This is a genomic window from Sulfitobacter sp. HI0040 (genome assembly GCF_001634885.1).
In the GTDB taxonomy this organism is placed as follows: Bacteria; Pseudomonadota; Alphaproteobacteria; order Rhodobacterales; family Rhodobacteraceae; genus Sulfitobacter.
On record NZ_LWEX01000588.1, the window covers coordinates 1 to 14309 of the forward strand.

At 61.1% G+C, this 14309-nt stretch carries 15 protein-coding genes, 1 tRNA gene and 1 pseudogene; 13 read left to right on the top strand and 4 right to left on the bottom strand.

All coding sequences use genetic code 11. The features are described 5' to 3' along the window. The 9 genes and pseudogenes from A3728_RS21175 to A3728_RS21205 form a co-directional block, all read left to right on the top strand. Window positions 1-322, top strand: a pseudogene (locus tag A3728_RS21175) (iron-containing alcohol dehydrogenase); the annotation flags it as partial. Between the two features lie 295 nt (window positions 323-617). Next, window positions 618-884, top strand: coding sequence for a hypothetical protein (locus A3728_RS22945; RefSeq protein WP_150120936.1), 267 nt, complete (start codon window positions 618-620; stop codon window positions 882-884). A gap of 63 nt (window positions 885-947) precedes the next feature. Then, window positions 948-1151 (top strand): hypothetical protein, encoded by a 204-nt coding sequence (locus A3728_RS22950; protein ID WP_150120937.1) that lies wholly within the window; start codon window positions 948-950, stop codon window positions 1149-1151. A 1-nt stretch (window position 1152) separates the two neighbouring features. Further along, window positions 1153-2574, top strand: coding sequence for a TolC family protein (locus tag A3728_RS21180; protein ID WP_067928452.1), 1422 nt, complete (start codon window positions 1153-1155; stop codon window positions 2572-2574). Beyond that, window positions 2571-3947 carry a multicopper oxidase family protein gene (locus A3728_RS21185; protein ID WP_082851116.1) on the top strand — a complete coding sequence of 459 codons (1377 nt, stop codon included), beginning with the start codon at window positions 2571-2573 and terminating at the stop codon, window positions 3945-3947. The genes A3728_RS21180 and A3728_RS21185 overlap by 4 nt, the downstream gene beginning before the upstream one ends. Before the next feature lie 20 nt (window positions 3948-3967). Continuing rightward, window positions 3968-4450 (top strand): cupredoxin domain-containing protein, encoded by a 483-nt coding sequence (locus A3728_RS23815; protein ID WP_067928455.1) that lies wholly within the window; start codon window positions 3968-3970, stop codon window positions 4448-4450. A gap of 24 nt (window positions 4451-4474) precedes the next feature. Further along, the gene (locus A3728_RS23820) at window positions 4475-4762 is read left to right on the top strand and encodes a copper-binding protein (protein ID WP_236628219.1); all 288 of its coding nucleotides are present in this window, start codon (window positions 4475-4477) and stop codon (window positions 4760-4762) included. Window positions 4763-4833: 71 nt separating this feature from the next. Next, the gene (locus tag A3728_RS21200) at window positions 4834-6066 is read left to right on the top strand and encodes an ABC transporter ATP-binding protein (protein WP_082851115.1); all 1233 of its coding nucleotides are present in this window, start codon (window positions 4834-4836) and stop codon (window positions 6064-6066) included. Continuing rightward, on the top strand, window positions 6063-6500 hold the full coding sequence (locus A3728_RS21205; RefSeq protein ID WP_161487239.1) for a copper chaperone PCu(A)C: 438 nt from the start codon (window positions 6063-6065) through the stop codon (window positions 6498-6500). The genes A3728_RS21200 and A3728_RS21205 overlap by 4 nt, the downstream gene beginning before the upstream one ends. 90 nt (window positions 6501-6590) lie before the next feature. On the opposite strand, the gene A3728_RS21210 is transcribed toward A3728_RS21205, so the two are convergent. Both A3728_RS21210 and A3728_RS21215 read right to left on the bottom strand, forming a co-directional pair. Beyond that, window positions 6591-7043, bottom strand: coding sequence for a DUF4442 domain-containing protein (locus tag A3728_RS21210; protein ID WP_067928464.1), 453 nt, complete (start codon window positions 7041-7043; stop codon window positions 6591-6593). 105 nt (window positions 7044-7148) lie between these two features. Beyond that, entirely contained in the window at window positions 7149-8474 is a 1326-nt protein-coding gene (locus A3728_RS21215; protein WP_067928466.1) for an ATP-binding protein, read from the bottom strand. 44 nt (window positions 8475-8518) lie between these two features. On the opposite strand from A3728_RS21215, the gene A3728_RS21220 reads away from it, so the two are divergent. From A3728_RS21220 to A3728_RS21240, 4 genes are all read left to right on the top strand, one after another. Then, window positions 8519-9430, top strand: a complete 912-nt coding sequence (locus A3728_RS21220) for an MBL fold metallo-hydrolase (RefSeq protein WP_067928470.1) — start codon at window positions 8519-8521, stop codon at window positions 9428-9430. An 82-nt stretch (window positions 9431-9512) separates the two neighbouring features. Then, window positions 9513-9587 (top strand) — tRNA-Asn (locus A3728_RS21225). A gap of 428 nt (window positions 9588-10015) precedes the next feature. Further along, window positions 10016-11986, top strand: coding sequence for a site-specific integrase (locus A3728_RS21235; RefSeq protein ID WP_067928479.1), 1971 nt, complete (start codon window positions 10016-10018; stop codon window positions 11984-11986). Between the two features lie 104 nt (window positions 11987-12090). Then, the gene (locus A3728_RS21240) at window positions 12091-12732 is read left to right on the top strand and encodes a hypothetical protein (protein WP_067928483.1); all 642 of its coding nucleotides are present in this window, start codon (window positions 12091-12093) and stop codon (window positions 12730-12732) included. Window positions 12733-12843: 111 nt separating this feature from the next. Here the strand turns inward: A3728_RS21240 and A3728_RS21245 are convergent, their stop codons facing one another. Next, complete coding sequence (locus A3728_RS21245; RefSeq protein WP_150120938.1) at window positions 12844-13095, bottom strand: hypothetical protein; 252 nt, start codon at window positions 13093-13095, stop codon at window positions 12844-12846. 210 nt (window positions 13096-13305) lie between these two features. Beyond that, window positions 13306-14220, bottom strand: a complete 915-nt coding sequence (locus tag A3728_RS21250; protein WP_067928490.1) for a LysR substrate-binding domain-containing protein — start codon at window positions 14218-14220, stop codon at window positions 13306-13308. Between the last annotated feature and the right edge of the window lie 89 nt (window positions 14221-14309).

The following is a 14309-nucleotide window of genomic DNA, read 5'->3' on the forward strand; positions in this document are numbered from 1 at the left end:
GGCGATCTGTGGGCGGCTTCTGGCGGATGCCCTTGCCGTCAACCGTGAGGCCATGGAGGACCGGGGCAGGGACGGCGGGCGGATTTCCGACGTCGCGGGCTGGCTCGCCGATGGGCTGGGAGCAGAAGGCGCTGACGGCATCGGTGCGCTGCGGTCCTTTCTGGCCAAGCAGGATTTCCCGAGCCTCAGCGATTTGGGCGCGCCTTCCGCCGCCTTCGCCTCTGTCGCCGAGGCAGCCATGGCGGCGTCTTCCACGAAGGCCAATCCGGTCGAACTGACCAAGGCGGAGATTCTGGGCATATTGCAGGACGCAGGGGCATAGGGCGGATGCGGCAAACCGCCCACGCGGCAAGAACTCACGCGTATCTCACGATAACGTTTTTTAGAGCGAAATCAGTTATTTATATTGTACCCAAGAAATTTTATGCACAATAGTTCTTTATCTATTCTTGGAATGGGCAGCTTGAGCCGCTTTGATACAATCTGATACTTGTGAAAGTCAGGTTTGCGGCATTAATTCCGTCCTCATGAGAACCTTCGCAAAAACAGTTTGTGGATTGTGCGTCACGGCGTTTGTCGTGTTGGCCATTCTGGCATCACCGTCGAATGCGACGGTAATGATCGACTGTGAATTGCGTCCCCACAGCGGTGCCGTTCAGATGCCCTCGGTGGATGTAACTACGGATGACGCTTCTGATATGGCGCGCTCCGGTGCGCATATTTGCGGCAATTGCAAGGCTCATGCCTGCGTCTTGGCCACCGATTTCGGTGACTTCAATACCGTTCCAGAAGGCGTGGTGCTATCCGATGGCTACCGCATGGCCGATGGTGGAATAATCCTCATACAAGGGCCCGAGGGTCTGCTGAGGCCCCCACGCGGCTGACGTTTCCGATCGTGGCGACGATCCTGTCGCCGTTGGAACACCTCCTATAGTGGAATACCCCTGATGAAAATTGCAGTAGCGGCTTTGGTGCCGCTGGCGATTGCGGCCTGTTCGCCGCTTGAGCCACTCCCCCTGGGCGTAGAGACGTCCAGCCCTGTCCTTGCGACCTCACACCTGCAGTCCGGACCTTCGGTTGAATACCAAGGCTACCGGGTGGTCCAGCCCGACGACTGGCGCAGCCTGAACGACACGCAAAAGGGACATTGAGATGAAGAAAAGACTCGTTTCCTCCGTTGCGGCCTTTGCCGTGCTGGCCGCCTGCGCCGATACCGCCACGATCGGCAGGGTCAGCGCCCCGGGTGCCGGTTTTGCCTCGGTTTCCGAACGCGGTGTCAAGGCGCTGGCCAGTAAACCCGCCTGGCACCAGACCCCCGCGGCCATCGCGCGTGCGGAATTGCAGACAAGAGCGCTTGTCGAAGGCAAGACAATTTCGGCGGATACCGCCGTGCAAGCCGCACTGCTCAACAATCGCGGCTTGCAGGCGGCCTATGCGGAACTGGGTCTGTCCGCCGCCGATGTCTGGGAAGCCGCACTCGGCCCCATTCCCACCATCGGCGTGTCGGTTTCGGGCTTTGCGGGTGATGTGACCCGCACGCTCGAAGCGACCCTGCTTACGGCGGTGCTCGACGCGGCGACGGCGAAACCCCGTACCCGGGTGGCGGAACTGCGGTTCCAGCAGGCACAACTGGCCGCTGCGGGAGAGACGATCGCGCTCGCCGTGGAAACGCGCCGCGCATGGATCGAAGCGGTCGGGGCCTTCGAAGCCGCGGCATTGATCGCGCGCACCCAGAACGCTGCCGATGCGGCCTCTGAACTGGCGACCGAACTCGGGCGTACCGGGGCGCTCAACGCGGCGGATCAGGCGCGTGAACACGCATTCAACGCCGAAGTCGCGGCAGAGCGCGCCGATGCCAAGCTCGAAGCGCAACTGGCGAAAGAACGGCTGGCCCGGCTGATGGGTATCCCGCTGGGTCAGGTCACATTCTACGTGCCCGACGCGCTTCCCCGGTTGCCGGCGCGTTCACGCTCCCGGTCCGATATCGAAAGGCTCGCCCTGCAGAACCGGGTCGACCTCGCGGCGGGGCGGCTTGAACTGGAAGCCATTGCCGCGGATTACAGGCTGACGGGGCAGACACGTTCGGTTTCCGACATCACCGCGGCAGCGGGCCTTGGCGTGGAGCAGGAAAACGGCACCTCGGGTGTCGAAGTGACCCCCGTCATCGACGTGGAGTTCGAGATACCGCTCTACGACACGGGCAAGCTCATCTCGCGGCGCGGCTCGCTCGAATATCTGCGGGCCGCCAACATGCTGGCGCAATCGGCGGTGAATGCCCGGGCCGAAGCCCGTGCGGCCCACAAGGCCGTGACCGGCAAACATGATGTCGCGCGCCACTGGCGCGATGTGGTGCTGCCGCTGCGGCGCACGATCGATGCCGAAGCGCTGAAGTCCTACAGCGGTATGATCAGCTCCACCTTCGAATTGTTGGAGGATGCCCGCGATGGGCTGGAAGCGGAGCTCGACGCTGCCGAAGCCAAACGTGACTACTGGTTGGCCGAAACCGATGTGACCGCCGCGATCTGGGGCGGGTCGGTCGAGGTCGGAGCAAATGACGAAGGAGAAGACGAATGATCAATCGCAGACAACTCCTGGGCGCCGGCCTGACAGCAGGGGCAGGGGCCGTTCTGGCCAATGCGGGCGCCGCCGCCACCCGCTTTCGCGACCTGCCCGAGGCCGCCTTTACCGACAGCCCATACACGCAGGTGCCGGCCCGACCCACCGATCGGTTCGAATACAACCCCGTGGTCACCCTGAACGGCTGGTCGCTTCCCTACCGGATGAACGGAGACGTGAAGGAATTTCACCTCGTGGCGGAGCCGGTGGAACGGATCATGGCCGACGGCATGATGACCCGTCTCTGGGGCTATAACGGCCAGTCCACGGGCCCCACCATCGAGGCTGTCGAGGGGGAGCGGGTGCGGATCTACGTCACCAACAGGCTGCCCGAGCATACCTCCGTCCATTGGCACGGGCTGATCCTGCCTTCGGGCATGGACGGTGTCGGCGGGCTCAGCCATCCCGGGATCCCGCCGGGGAAGACTTTCGTCTACGAGTTCGACCTCGTGAAGTCGGGCACCTTCATGTACCACCCCCACGCTGACGAAATGGTTCAGATGGCGATGGGCATGATGGGGCTTTTCATCGTGCACCCGCGCGACCCCGCCTTCATGCCGGTGGACCGGGATTTTGCCTTCCTGCTCGCCTCTTACGACATTGATCCCGGCACCTACCTGCCACGGATCATGGAGATGACGGACTTCAATCTCTGGACGTGGAACAGCCGGGTCTTTCCGGATATCGACCCGCTGGTGGTGAACAAGGGGGACCGGGTGCGCGTGCGCTGCGGCAACCTGACGATGACGAACCACCCGATCCACATGCATGGCTACGATTTCGAGGTGACCTGCACTGACGGCGGCTGGGTTCCGAAAAGCGCCCGCTGGCCCGAGGTATCGATCGACATCCCCGTGGGGGCCATGCGCGCCTATGAGTTCGATGCGATCCACGAAGGCGACTGGGCTATCCACTGCCACAAGTCACACCACACCATGAACGCCATGGGCCACGACATTCCGACGTTCATCGGCGCGAACAAGCGCAAGGTGGCCGAAAAGATCCGCCGCGAGCAGCCCGGTTACATGCCGATGGGCACGTCGGGCATGGCGGACATGGGCGAAATGTCCATGGAAATTCCGGGCAACACCATCCCGATGATGGCGGGCTGGGGGCCCTATGGCCCGCTCGAGATGGGGGGCATGTTTTCGGTCGTGAAGGTGCGTGAAGGCATCGACCGCGACGATTACTCCGATCCGGGCTGGTACGAAAACCCCCCGGGAACCCAGGCCTACGAATGGACGGGCGAATTGCCCGAAGTCGCCAGCAATACCACTCCCAAGACGATCCTGACGCCGCGTGGCGGGGGTCACTCGGGGATGGGCCATTGAGCACCAAAAGGAGAACGCTCATGAAGTCACTCGTTTCGTCCCTTGCATTCCTGCTCGTGCCGGTCGTGGCACTGGCCGGCGGCACCCATTCGGGCGGGGACAATCACAACGAGACAATGGCCATCGGCAAACCCGCCGAGGCCACACCCGACCGGACGATCCAGGTCGTGATGAAAGAGGACCACGAAGGCGAGAAACTCTATTTTTTCGAGCCGGAAGAGTTGAGCTTTGCAGCCGGCGAAACCGTGCTGCTGCGCATCGTCAATGAAGGCGAGGAAGAGCACGAATTCGTCATGGATACGGTGGCGGCCAACGCCGAGCACCGGGAACTGATGGCGAAGTTCCCGGAGATGGAGCACGACGACCCCAATTCCGTTCGCCTTCAGCCGGGGCAGGAAGCCGAAATTTCCTGGACCTTCAGCGAAGCGGGCACTTTCGAATTCGCCTGCCTTCTGCCCGGCCATTACGAGAGCGGCATGTATGGCCCTCTCGTCGTCAACTAAGTGTAACCCAAGGAGAACCTGAGAATGAAACTGCTTTCTATCGCAACCGCCCTGATCGTCACCGCCGGCGCAGCCCTTGCCAGCGGTGACCACCCGATGTCCACCGGTACGGTGACCAAGATCGACTCCCAGTGGAACAAGCTGACAATCGATCACGGTCCGCTGGAGAACCTCGACATGCCCGCCATGAAGATGGTCTTCAACCTGGCGGATCCGGCCATGCTCGAAGGACTGGCCGAAGGCACGGCGGTGCGCTTCGTCGCGGATCGTGTGAAGGGCAAGCTGACCGTTACCGAGATCGAGAAGAACTAATTCTCTGAAAGACTTCCGGGGCCGTATCGCCTGCACGACCTGAAGGCAGCTCCGGCCCCGGAGGCAGATCCATGTTTTCCCAGTTCCACGAATTTACCCACCGTATCAGGCAGATGACCGGTTTCGAAGCAGGCGATCAAATTCCTGAATGGCTGCATCTTGCGCTCCATGTCGTTCTGGTGATTGCGCCGCTCGCAACGGTAGCCATATCGATCATCCTGTTATTTCAGCTCTTGAAGCGGCACCTGCGCGAAGGCGTGTTCAGGGCAGGGGAGACCCGTCGCTGGTTCATGCAATCGCCCGTGCTGGGACTGCGTTGGCAGGAGCAGGCCGTTCTTGTGGCACTGGGGCTTCTGGCCCAACCAGTGCTCTATGCGAGCCTCGAACTGCCGAAGCGGATCGTGAACAACGCGATCGATTCCGGGCATTTCCCAATTGAACCATTCGGTATTCGGCTTGAGCAACTCGATCTGCTGATTGCTCTGGCTGTCCTATACCTTTTTACGCTCTTTCTGGGTGGGGTCATCAAATACCGTATCAACGTAAAGAAGGGCGAGATCGGAGAGCGCACTTTGCTGCGCCTTCGGCTGACGCTCTATCGGGCGTGGCGCAAGATACCGCCGGAGGACCGCAAGGCCGATATCATTCCCGTTTCGACCAATGAAATCGAACCCATCGGTGGTTTCACGGGAGAGGTACTGGCCACGCCCGTCTTTCAGGGCGGCACCCTCGTTACGGTTCTGCTGTTCATGATGATGCAGGACCCGGTCTTGGGGGCGGCGGCGCTGACACTGGTGCCGTTCCAGATGTTCCTGATCCCCTTGCTTCAGAAACGCGTCAACCTCCGCATGCGGGCCCGTATATTCGCGGTGCGCCAGTTTGGCGATACGCTGGGCGAGCAGACGACGGAAACCCCCGTGGTGGACGCCCGCGACCGGACCTGCAGCGCGATCAAGGACATGCAGACCACCCGCCTTTCGCTACAGCGGGCGAAATTCCTGCAAAAGGCTGTCAGCAATTTCCTGATGTCGCTGACCCCGTTCCTGCTCTATTCGATCGGCGGCTGGCTGGTGATCGAAGGCCGCCTGTCCCTCGGGGCGCTGGTGGCGGTCATTGTCGCCTTCAAGGATTTCTCCGCGCCATTCCGAGCGCTCCTGATGTATTACCAGAATCTTTCCGACGTGAAGCTGCGGGCCACCGAATACACGGCCTTTTTAGCCAGATGCGGGTTCAGAGAGGGCAGGGTGTGGAGCCCGCTTGCCGGCATGCAGGTCACCTACGACCCGGTAGGTGTTGCCACATGAGCAGGCTTCTCATGGGCGGTGTCCTCGCCTTCTTTGCCTTATCGTCGTACGCGGCAGTGGCGAGCGGCCTGCGGCAGGAGACCGAGGGCCTCTATGGAATTTCGATCAGCGACGTCAGCGTCGAAGCTGCACAAGCCATGGCCGACGCCAAGGTGACGATGAAGGTTCAGAACCTCTCCAGCAGCAGCGTTGTGCTGGAGGACGTCGCCTCTGACGTGTCGGAGGGAGGCGAGCTGTTCTACAAGGACAGGTTCGGCACCAACCCCGCAAGTGCCGGTTTCACCTTGCTTCAGAACGAAACCCTCGATCTGTCGAGCTCCCACCTCGGGCTGCGGTTGACCGGCCTGAAACAGAACCTCGTCGCGGGCGATCACCTGATGCTTGAACTGCGGTTCAGAAGCGGCTCCGTCACCGTTCAGGCGCATGTGGAGTAGGGCGGTTCTAACTTAACTCCGGGGCGCAGGGGTGTAGCGCCAGATGGAAGGCGCCCCGACAGGTGGATGACCGCCCGTCAGGCCATCACGTCACTTCCGTTTCGCGCTCACGTGCCAGTTTACGGTCATTTCGGCCACCGTCTCACCAGCTTCGTCGCGGATGGTGACAGTGACGTCGAAGGCGACTTTGCCGGCGTCACGCAGGGTTTCGAGCAGGTCGGCCCCGGGGCGGGAGGTTTGGCCCGAAGCGGTCAACTTCCCCTTCGCGATCCGGGTAAAGGCGATCTGCGCGTTCGCCGCGACGGGGCGCATGTCCATGATCACCGGGGCCAGCGCGCCCGCAACCGCCGCGCCGGAGGCCGCTTCGCCCAGCGTGAACATCGCACCCGCGTGCTGCGTGGCAATATGGTTGGAGGTCTCTTCGCGTTGTTCCAGTTCTGCCTCGGCCTCACCGTCGGCAACTTTGGTCAGTACCACGCCCACGTGATTGGCAAAGGGGATTGCAGTGCTCAGGTGGTGTTTGATCATGTCATAGGGGGTCATCGCGCGCTCCGCTGATAGGTCTGGCGCATATTCTGGCAAAGGCGTTCCGGGCGGGCAATCCTGTCGCCGGGTCACCGTGAAGGGTGCCGGTGGGTCATCCGCCGCTCAGCGGCCGATCACGATGTCCGCCTGCAAGCCGCCAAGCCGTTCCGATCGGCCCAGCCGCAGGACGCCACCGTGGGCGCGTGCGATATCGGTGGCAATTGCGAGGCCGAGGCCCACACCCCCGCCGCGGTCCTGATTCCGCGCGGGATCGAGGCGGCTGAATGGGCGGATGGCCTCGCTCCGCCGGTCTTCGGGGATGCCGGGGCCGTCATCTTCGACCCTGACGCGCAGCGTACGCGCGGTAAGCAGTACCGAAACCTCCGCCCGTGAACCATAGCGCACGGCGTTCGATAGCAGGTTGTCCACCGCCCGGCGAAAGGCGGTCTCCCGCAATTTGACCTTTCCGCTGCCCTCGCCCTCGGCAGGACGCAACGTCACATCTCGCCCGGCCCGCTGTGCATCGCCCACGATCCGCTGGACCAGTGCATGGGGGTCGATCGGTTCGGGCTCCCCCTCGGAGGTACCCTTGGCGAAGTCGAGGAACTCATCCAGCATCCGCTGCATATCGTCCACGTCTTCGCGCAGGGGGGCTGCGTCCTCCTCGTCCAGCATCGACAGGCCGAGCCGCATCCGGGTGAGAGGGGTGCGCAGGTCATGGCTGACACCCGACAGCATCAGCGTACGCTGTTCGATCTGCCGCTCAATGCGGTTGCGCATGTCGACAAAGGCGTTGCCGGCGGCACGGACCTCTACGGCGCCGGCCGGGGAAAACGGCTCATGCCGGCCCCGGCCGAAGGCTTCCGCAGCACGCGCCAAACGCTTGATCGGGCGTAATTGATTGCGCAGATAAAGCGACGCGATGATCGTTATTATGACGCCGAAAAATAGTGTGTATACAAACATTTGGTGCGGGTTGGCAGCCGAGATGCGCCGCCTGTCGAAACCGAGCGCAAGGTTGCGCCCCTCGTGGCGCAGGTAGACCGTGACCCTGCCGTTTTCCCCCAGATCGACACTGCGAAAACCCGGCAGGTTCGCTTCGAGCCGCGCCGCAAAAACCCGGCCAGAATAATCATACCAGACCCAGATGTGATCGCGGGGCACGGCCCCTTCGGGAACCTCCGCCACGCTCATCGAAAGCGTATCCGTCACCTGCGCGAAGACCGCGTCCTGAGCCGCCGGAATATCCCCCGGCTCCAGCGTAGAGAGAACCAGCGCGATTTCCCGCAAAACGGTAGCGGTCATCTGCGAAGTAACACCTTCGAAATGCCGCTGGGCAAAGATGACGGTGACGACCAGTTGCAAAAAAACAACCGGTAATAGAAGAATGAGCGCGGCGCGGCCATAAATCCCGCGTGGCATGTATCGTTTGAGCCAGTTAAAGAACATGCCATAAGTTTAGCCACGCAACCAATACTGCGAAAGGCCCGAAGATGCAGATGCCTGACGACTTTCACCCCGCGCCCGGCGTACCCGAAACACTGGAACCGGGGCTGCGGCGCATCGTGGCCAACAATCCCTCTCCCATGACCTACCGGGGCACGAATACCTATCTGGTGGGGGAGAAGGGCCTTGCCGTGATCGATCCCGGCCCGGCGAGTGACAGCCATCTTGCCGCAATTCTGGATGCCGTTCAGCCGGGCCAGAAGATCACCCATATCGTCGTGACCCATAGCCATACCGACCATTCGCCCCTGTCCCGCGCGCTCTCTGCGGAAACGGGCGCGCCGGTGCTTGCATACGGTTCGGCCACCGCCGGCAGATCCGCAGTGATGGAGGCTTTGGCCACGAACAGCCAGATCGCGGGCGGGGAGGGTATCGATGCCGAATTCGTCCCCGACATCACTGTTTCTGATCGCGAAACGATCTGGGGCGATGGATGGTCGCTCAAGGCGCTGCATACGCCGGGCCACATCGGCAACCACCTGTGCTTCGCCTGGAATGATGCCTGCTTTACCGCCGATACGGTCATGGCATGGTCCACCTCGCTCGTATCGCCCCCGGATGGTGACCTCACGGATTTCATGGCCTCCTGCCGCAGATTGCAGGAGCACAGCTGGCGCATCTTCTATCCCGGCCACGGCCCGGCGGTAACCGAGCCCGCGAAGCGGTTGAAATGGTTGATTCAACATCGCCAGAGCCGGGAGGGGGAGATCTTGGGGAAACTTTCCCAGTCCCCGGCCACCGCGCGCGAACTCGCCGCCGCCATCTACGTGGATACACCGCCCGCCCTTCTGGGCGCAGCCACGCGTAATGTGTTGGCGCATCTTATTGATCTGGCAGGGCAAAACAAGGTTGTGATCCGGGGAAACCTGACGGCCGACACGACCTTCGAACGCAGGTGACGCGCTGGTTCAAGGAAATCCGGAAACCGGGCAAAAACCCTCTGGACGCGCCAAAACCCCCCTGCTATATCGCCCAGACCGTTCCGGCGTAGCTCAGCGGTAGAGCAGTTGACTGTTAATCAATTGGTCGTAGGTTCGATCCCTACCGCCGGAGCCAACCTCACCTGAAGTGGTTGGAAACAAACGAAAAAGCGCTCCCTCGGGGGCGCTTTTCGCGTTTCGGACACCGGTTTTGACACTCCGCCTTACACACTCCGGACACACCGGAGTCACAAGGAGTCAGACCCGGTGCCGCACACCCGTTCCAAGCACGCCCAAATTCCCCATCTCGAACTGCGTCCCCAAGGCTATGTCTGGCGGCGCCGTCTCCCCCGCGCGGTTCTCGAATCGGCTCACATCCCTGGATTGTGCCAGCGGCCCGAATTTCGCCCTATCAGAATCAAACCAACGCCAAACCATCGGATTCTCCGCAGCGGGTCAGGCCGTTCCGACCCCGCGCTAAGAACGCAAGCGCGAAATTTGGGGATTCAAACCCCAATTGCGGGAATCCCCATATGTCTTTCCCTGAAAACACATGCCTTTTCGGTGGCCGCGGAGCTTGCACGCAGGCTCAGCACCCTCAGCGATCAAGTCTTTCTCTACGCCACCGCCACCATGAACCTCTTGCCGGAAACCACCAAGGATATCCTGACCACGCTCGCGCGCTTCGAAATCGAGGCGACCGATCGCGAGCGTGCGCTGGGCGATCCGCGGTCCCCGCAGCTCGCACAGGCGGCGCTGGAACGGGAAGCGGCCCGGCAAGCAGTCTTGCGGCAAGCATTCTTCGAACGGGACTATGCGGTGGCGCAGGAGCCTCTACGGCATGTCGCGGCACATCTCGGCATCAAGCTTCCGGAAGCCGGCTGCGAGGATGCACGGATCCTGGCCTATGAGGCCACGCGCGTGATGCTGGACAACAGCGAGGAGAAGGCCCGGCGGGACCGGGGCATCTTTCCCGGCCCCAGCCCCTACTTCGCCCGCGCGATCGCCGAGGAAACATCCTTGGGCATTCCCGCCCAACCAACCGTCTCGGCCATCGCCGAGCCCCTCATCGACAAGGAAGATGCCATGAAACTATTCCCTCCCTCCCGGTTTGCCGCGCGTGATCACGCAACCAAGCCTCCCTCCGCGCCAGATGAAGCTTCGGACCAGCCAGTCAGCAGCAAGGAAGAGGATCTGCATGAACTGCTCAGAAGTCGGGGTGTGCTGCAGTCCTGCACTCCCGAGATCCTCGCGATCCTGGAAAAGCGAGAAGCCATGACCGTCGATGAAGGATTTATGGTCTATCTGGCCCTTAAAGGCGCCGGTTTTGGGGAGGAATGGCAAAAGCATCAGAAGCCAGACGCGGCGGTCGGAGAGGCCTGGGCACGATCATCCTTACCCGGGCTCACGACTGCCTCCAAGTTTTGGGGGCAGGAGATGGGCACTTGCGAAATCTCAAGAGTGTCATCGGAGTTGATTGAAGCGACGATCAAGCTCATCCGCGAAACCATCGCTCGTCATGGGAAAGGGCCAAAGAACACGGCCGCAACCTACCGGGCGTTGGCCGCCAGAGTAGAAGCCCGAGAAGCCGTAGCGATGGACCGGGCCGAACGGGGGTTGCGGCGGCAGGGCTGCACAAATGAAGCCATGATCCGCGACGCGCGCCTCGCGGAGATGGAGCCACGGATGCGCGTGGAAACTTTCCTGAAACATGTGCGCTCTGCGAACCGTGTTGGCTCGATGTTGAAGGACCTCGGGGTGATCGACGACAACCCTTTCAGGATTTGCACGTTCTCCTCGCGAGAGGAGGAAGCTCTGAAAAAGACCGAACAGAACATCGCGCGGGAACCCTGGGATGACCGGCTCGACGAGCTGCTGGCGACCCCAGTATTCCAAGGCAAGGCCCAGGACGAGGCGGATCCCCTGTTTTGGATGCCTCTGATGGGCCTCCTGATGGGCACGCGGATGGAAGAAGCCGCCCAGGCGGGACCGGGTGATGTTCAGTCCGATGAAGGGATCGCTTACCTGATCGTCCGCCAGGCCCTGGGGGATAGCGTCAAGTCAGCGAACGCGACCCGCAAGATCCCGGTGCATCCGGTCCTGGTCGAGCTCGGCTTCCTGGAGTTCGTGAAACACGCCAGGAAGAGGGGGGATCGCCGCCTGTTCCCGTCTCTCACCCGCGGCGCGAACAAGAGGACGTATTCCGAGAAATTCACCAAGGCCTTCGGCTATTACCGTCGCTCCAATGATGTCTACTGGCACGGCCTTGATTTCCATGCCCTGCGCACCACATTCCACCACCGCCTGATGAACGCGGCCTGTCCGGGGGCGCACCGGCGCAAGCTGATGGGCCACGAGCCTCTCGATGAAGGCGAGCGCGCCTACGCCCAGAAGGGGATCAGCATCGCGAGCCTCTTCGAGCAGGTGAAGAAGATCCCGTTTGATGCAACCCGGGTGCAGAGCCCGATACCCGGGTTTCCGGAACGGCCACAGGAAGCCCAAGGGTTGCGCCTGGTGCAGGGGAGCAAGGCATGACGCGGAACGCGCCAAAATCAAAGTCGATGAACGAGTATCGCGCTCCCGGACCTACCGGGAGCGCGCATTCGTGCCCTCTCGAGGTGACCCGGAAAGACGGCTCCGTGACGGCCACCGGTCTCGCCGATCCGCGGTCCTCCAAGCCCACCCACGTCGCTGTCAACTTCGATGGCGCGTCGCTTTCAGTCGCGGCCACTTCTCATTCCAACTGGCAGCAACCGGTCAAAGGCGCCATCTCGCTTCCGCTCGATTTGAGAGATCCGTCTGCCATCTTTCCCATTCTTGAGGGAAAGAAGCCCTGGCAAGCCTGGCCTGAGATCGAAACGCTGGTGCGCCAGGCCCTTGCCGACCTTCAGATCTCCCGCCGCATGGCGATTGTCTTCGATCGGCACCTGCTTGTTCTGAGGGCAGTCAGCAATGGTCCCGAGACGTCGAAAATGCTGAGAGACCTCGGTTCGAACAAAGCTGGCCAGAAGGCGCTCTTCATGCAGGAAGGCGTTGGGTTGGACATGAAGAAAGATGAATGCATGAGCCAGATGCGTAGCATTCTCGATACACGCTCAACCGACCCTCGCATCCTATCCGCCTTTGCCAATGCCCTGCGATACTATCAGGAGCTCGCGAGCGAAAAGCGGAGGCGTGAAAGCCTGACGGAGTGCGAGAGAGCTGATGAGCATCTTCGCCGGCTTGAAGAAGCGCAGCGCAGTCGCCAGCGGATGAAAGGCGCAGAAGCGCGCAGGACGTAGCCGCTCAGAAATCGCATGCCCTGACCATCGATGCTGCCCCGAAGATCCTCGGATTGAGCAAGGGACGGCAGCTGTTAGGCCACAACTGCCGCCGCTTGAGCATACTCTTACTTAACAGCTATACCTCAGCGCTTCTGCAATCGTCGCGACCCCCTCTTCTTGAGTGATGCAGCACATCGCATTTGCAATGCTCGCCGCCGCCTCCGGAACCACACAGGCCTCCTTGATCATCTCGAGCTGATCTTCGTCAAAATCCCAGATGCCAAAGCATGCCGGGAGGTCTTCGGTCTCCTCATCACTATCTGCCCATTCGATCAGCTCGTATGTGAAATCTTCTGCCGTCTTCGTTTCTTCGTAAGTCATATCCGTCTCCATTCTTGTGATCAGGAGATCGGACCGTTTGCCGAAGACGGAAACGATTTTTCGCATTTTTTTGCATCTCGTTACGATGTAGCAAGGACTCCTCTCGGCCCATACCGGACTTTCGTTACACCATGCGCTGCCGCAGTGCAGCGTTCAAGTTTATGAGTTCATATTCGCGGGGTGCCAACGCAAGCCCTATTGCCCAGATGACTAAAATTGAGTGCGAGGAAATGCCTCGAAACGAGCGTTCACCAACCTCAAGAATTGGCCGGCGACGCGTGAAGGCTGACGGGTTGCGGGAAGCAGCAGATCGTAGCGAAAGGGCTGGGCCGGTGACAGTGGTCGCACGACGCAGCGTCCGAGTTCGGAAAAATGTCTCGCAGTCACTGGCTCCACGATCGAAACTCCCGCGCCTGCCGCGACCATCTCGCAAATCGATGCGGACAATTGCGCTTCGGCGACAATCCGGGGGCGGGCGTCGCCAAGTGATAGAAAGGCATCTGTCTCCGACCTTGTGCCGATTTCTGCCCCAAGTGCGATAAAGGGCCGTTGATCGAAGTCCTTAGGCTCAAGCACGGTTTTTCGTTCAAGCTCATGTCCGGGCGGAAGCACAGCCAGCATCGGCCCCGTAAACAGCGGACGGCGCAGAACAGCGGGATGATCATTATCCAGAGCTGCAAAACCGAGGTCGAACTGTTGCGAACTGAGATGACGTAGCACCGCTTGGGAACTGCGGGTGCGTAGAGACACGGCGATGCCCGGTTCTTCGGCGATAAATTCGGCGATAACATCGGGAAGGAACTTCAGCGCGAGGGCCGGCATTCCGGCGATGAGCAAGCTACCTGTCCGGAAATCTCGGATATCTTCGATCACCCGTGAAATTTCTGCCATGCCGACAAAAGATCGCTCGACCTCTTCATAGAGCGCCCGGGCTTCAGGAGTGGGCACGACCTGCCGCCCCTGGCGCTCAAACATCTCGAAGCCAGCCGCATGCTCCAGATCAGCAATAAGCTTGCTGACAGAGGGCTGTGTCGTCCCAAGCACCTGCGCGGCGGAGGTGACCTTGCCGGTCTCCATCACCGCGCGGAAGGCTTCAATTTGTCGGTGTGTGAGCCGGCCGATCATGGTGATATATAACCTCAGAGAATGAATGACGAAAATATTACGATTATTCTTATGTGATCAACCCTGCGATTTTGGACTCGGAGGAATCA

Coding starts and splice junctions, on each gene's coding strand:
- A3728_RS22945 (WP_150120936.1), top strand. CDS start 618: ATGATCGACTGTGAATTGCGTCCCCACAGCGGTGCCGTTCAGATGCCC.
- A3728_RS22950 (WP_150120937.1), top strand. CDS start 948: ATGAAAATTGCAGTAGCGGCTTTGGTGCCGCTGGCGATTGCGGCCTGT.
- A3728_RS21180 (WP_067928452.1), top strand. CDS start 1,153: ATGAAGAAAAGACTCGTTTCCTCCGTTGCGGCCTTTGCCGTGCTGGCC.
- A3728_RS21185 (WP_082851116.1), top strand. CDS start 2,571: ATGATCAATCGCAGACAACTCCTGGGCGCCGGCCTGACAGCAGGGGCA.
- A3728_RS23815 (WP_067928455.1), top strand. CDS start 3,968: ATGAAGTCACTCGTTTCGTCCCTTGCATTCCTGCTCGTGCCGGTCGTG.
- A3728_RS23820 (WP_236628219.1), top strand. CDS start 4,475: ATGAAACTGCTTTCTATCGCAACCGCCCTGATCGTCACCGCCGGCGCA.
- A3728_RS21200 (WP_082851115.1), top strand. CDS start 4,834: ATGTTTTCCCAGTTCCACGAATTTACCCACCGTATCAGGCAGATGACC.
- A3728_RS21205 (WP_161487239.1), top strand. CDS start 6,063: ATGAGCAGGCTTCTCATGGGCGGTGTCCTCGCCTTCTTTGCCTTATCG.
- A3728_RS21210 (WP_067928464.1), bottom strand. CDS start 7,043: ATGACCCCCTATGACATGATCAAACACCACCTGAGCACTGCAATCCCC.
- A3728_RS21215 (WP_067928466.1), bottom strand. CDS start 8,474: ATGTTCTTTAACTGGCTCAAACGATACATGCCACGCGGGATTTATGGC.
- A3728_RS21220 (WP_067928470.1), top strand. CDS start 8,519: ATGCAGATGCCTGACGACTTTCACCCCGCGCCCGGCGTACCCGAAACA.
- A3728_RS21245 (WP_150120938.1), bottom strand. CDS start 13,095: ATGACTTACGAAGAAACGAAGACGGCAGAAGATTTCACATACGAGCTG.
- A3728_RS21250 (WP_067928490.1), bottom strand. CDS start 14,220: ATGATCGGCCGGCTCACACACCGACAAATTGAAGCCTTCCGCGCGGTG.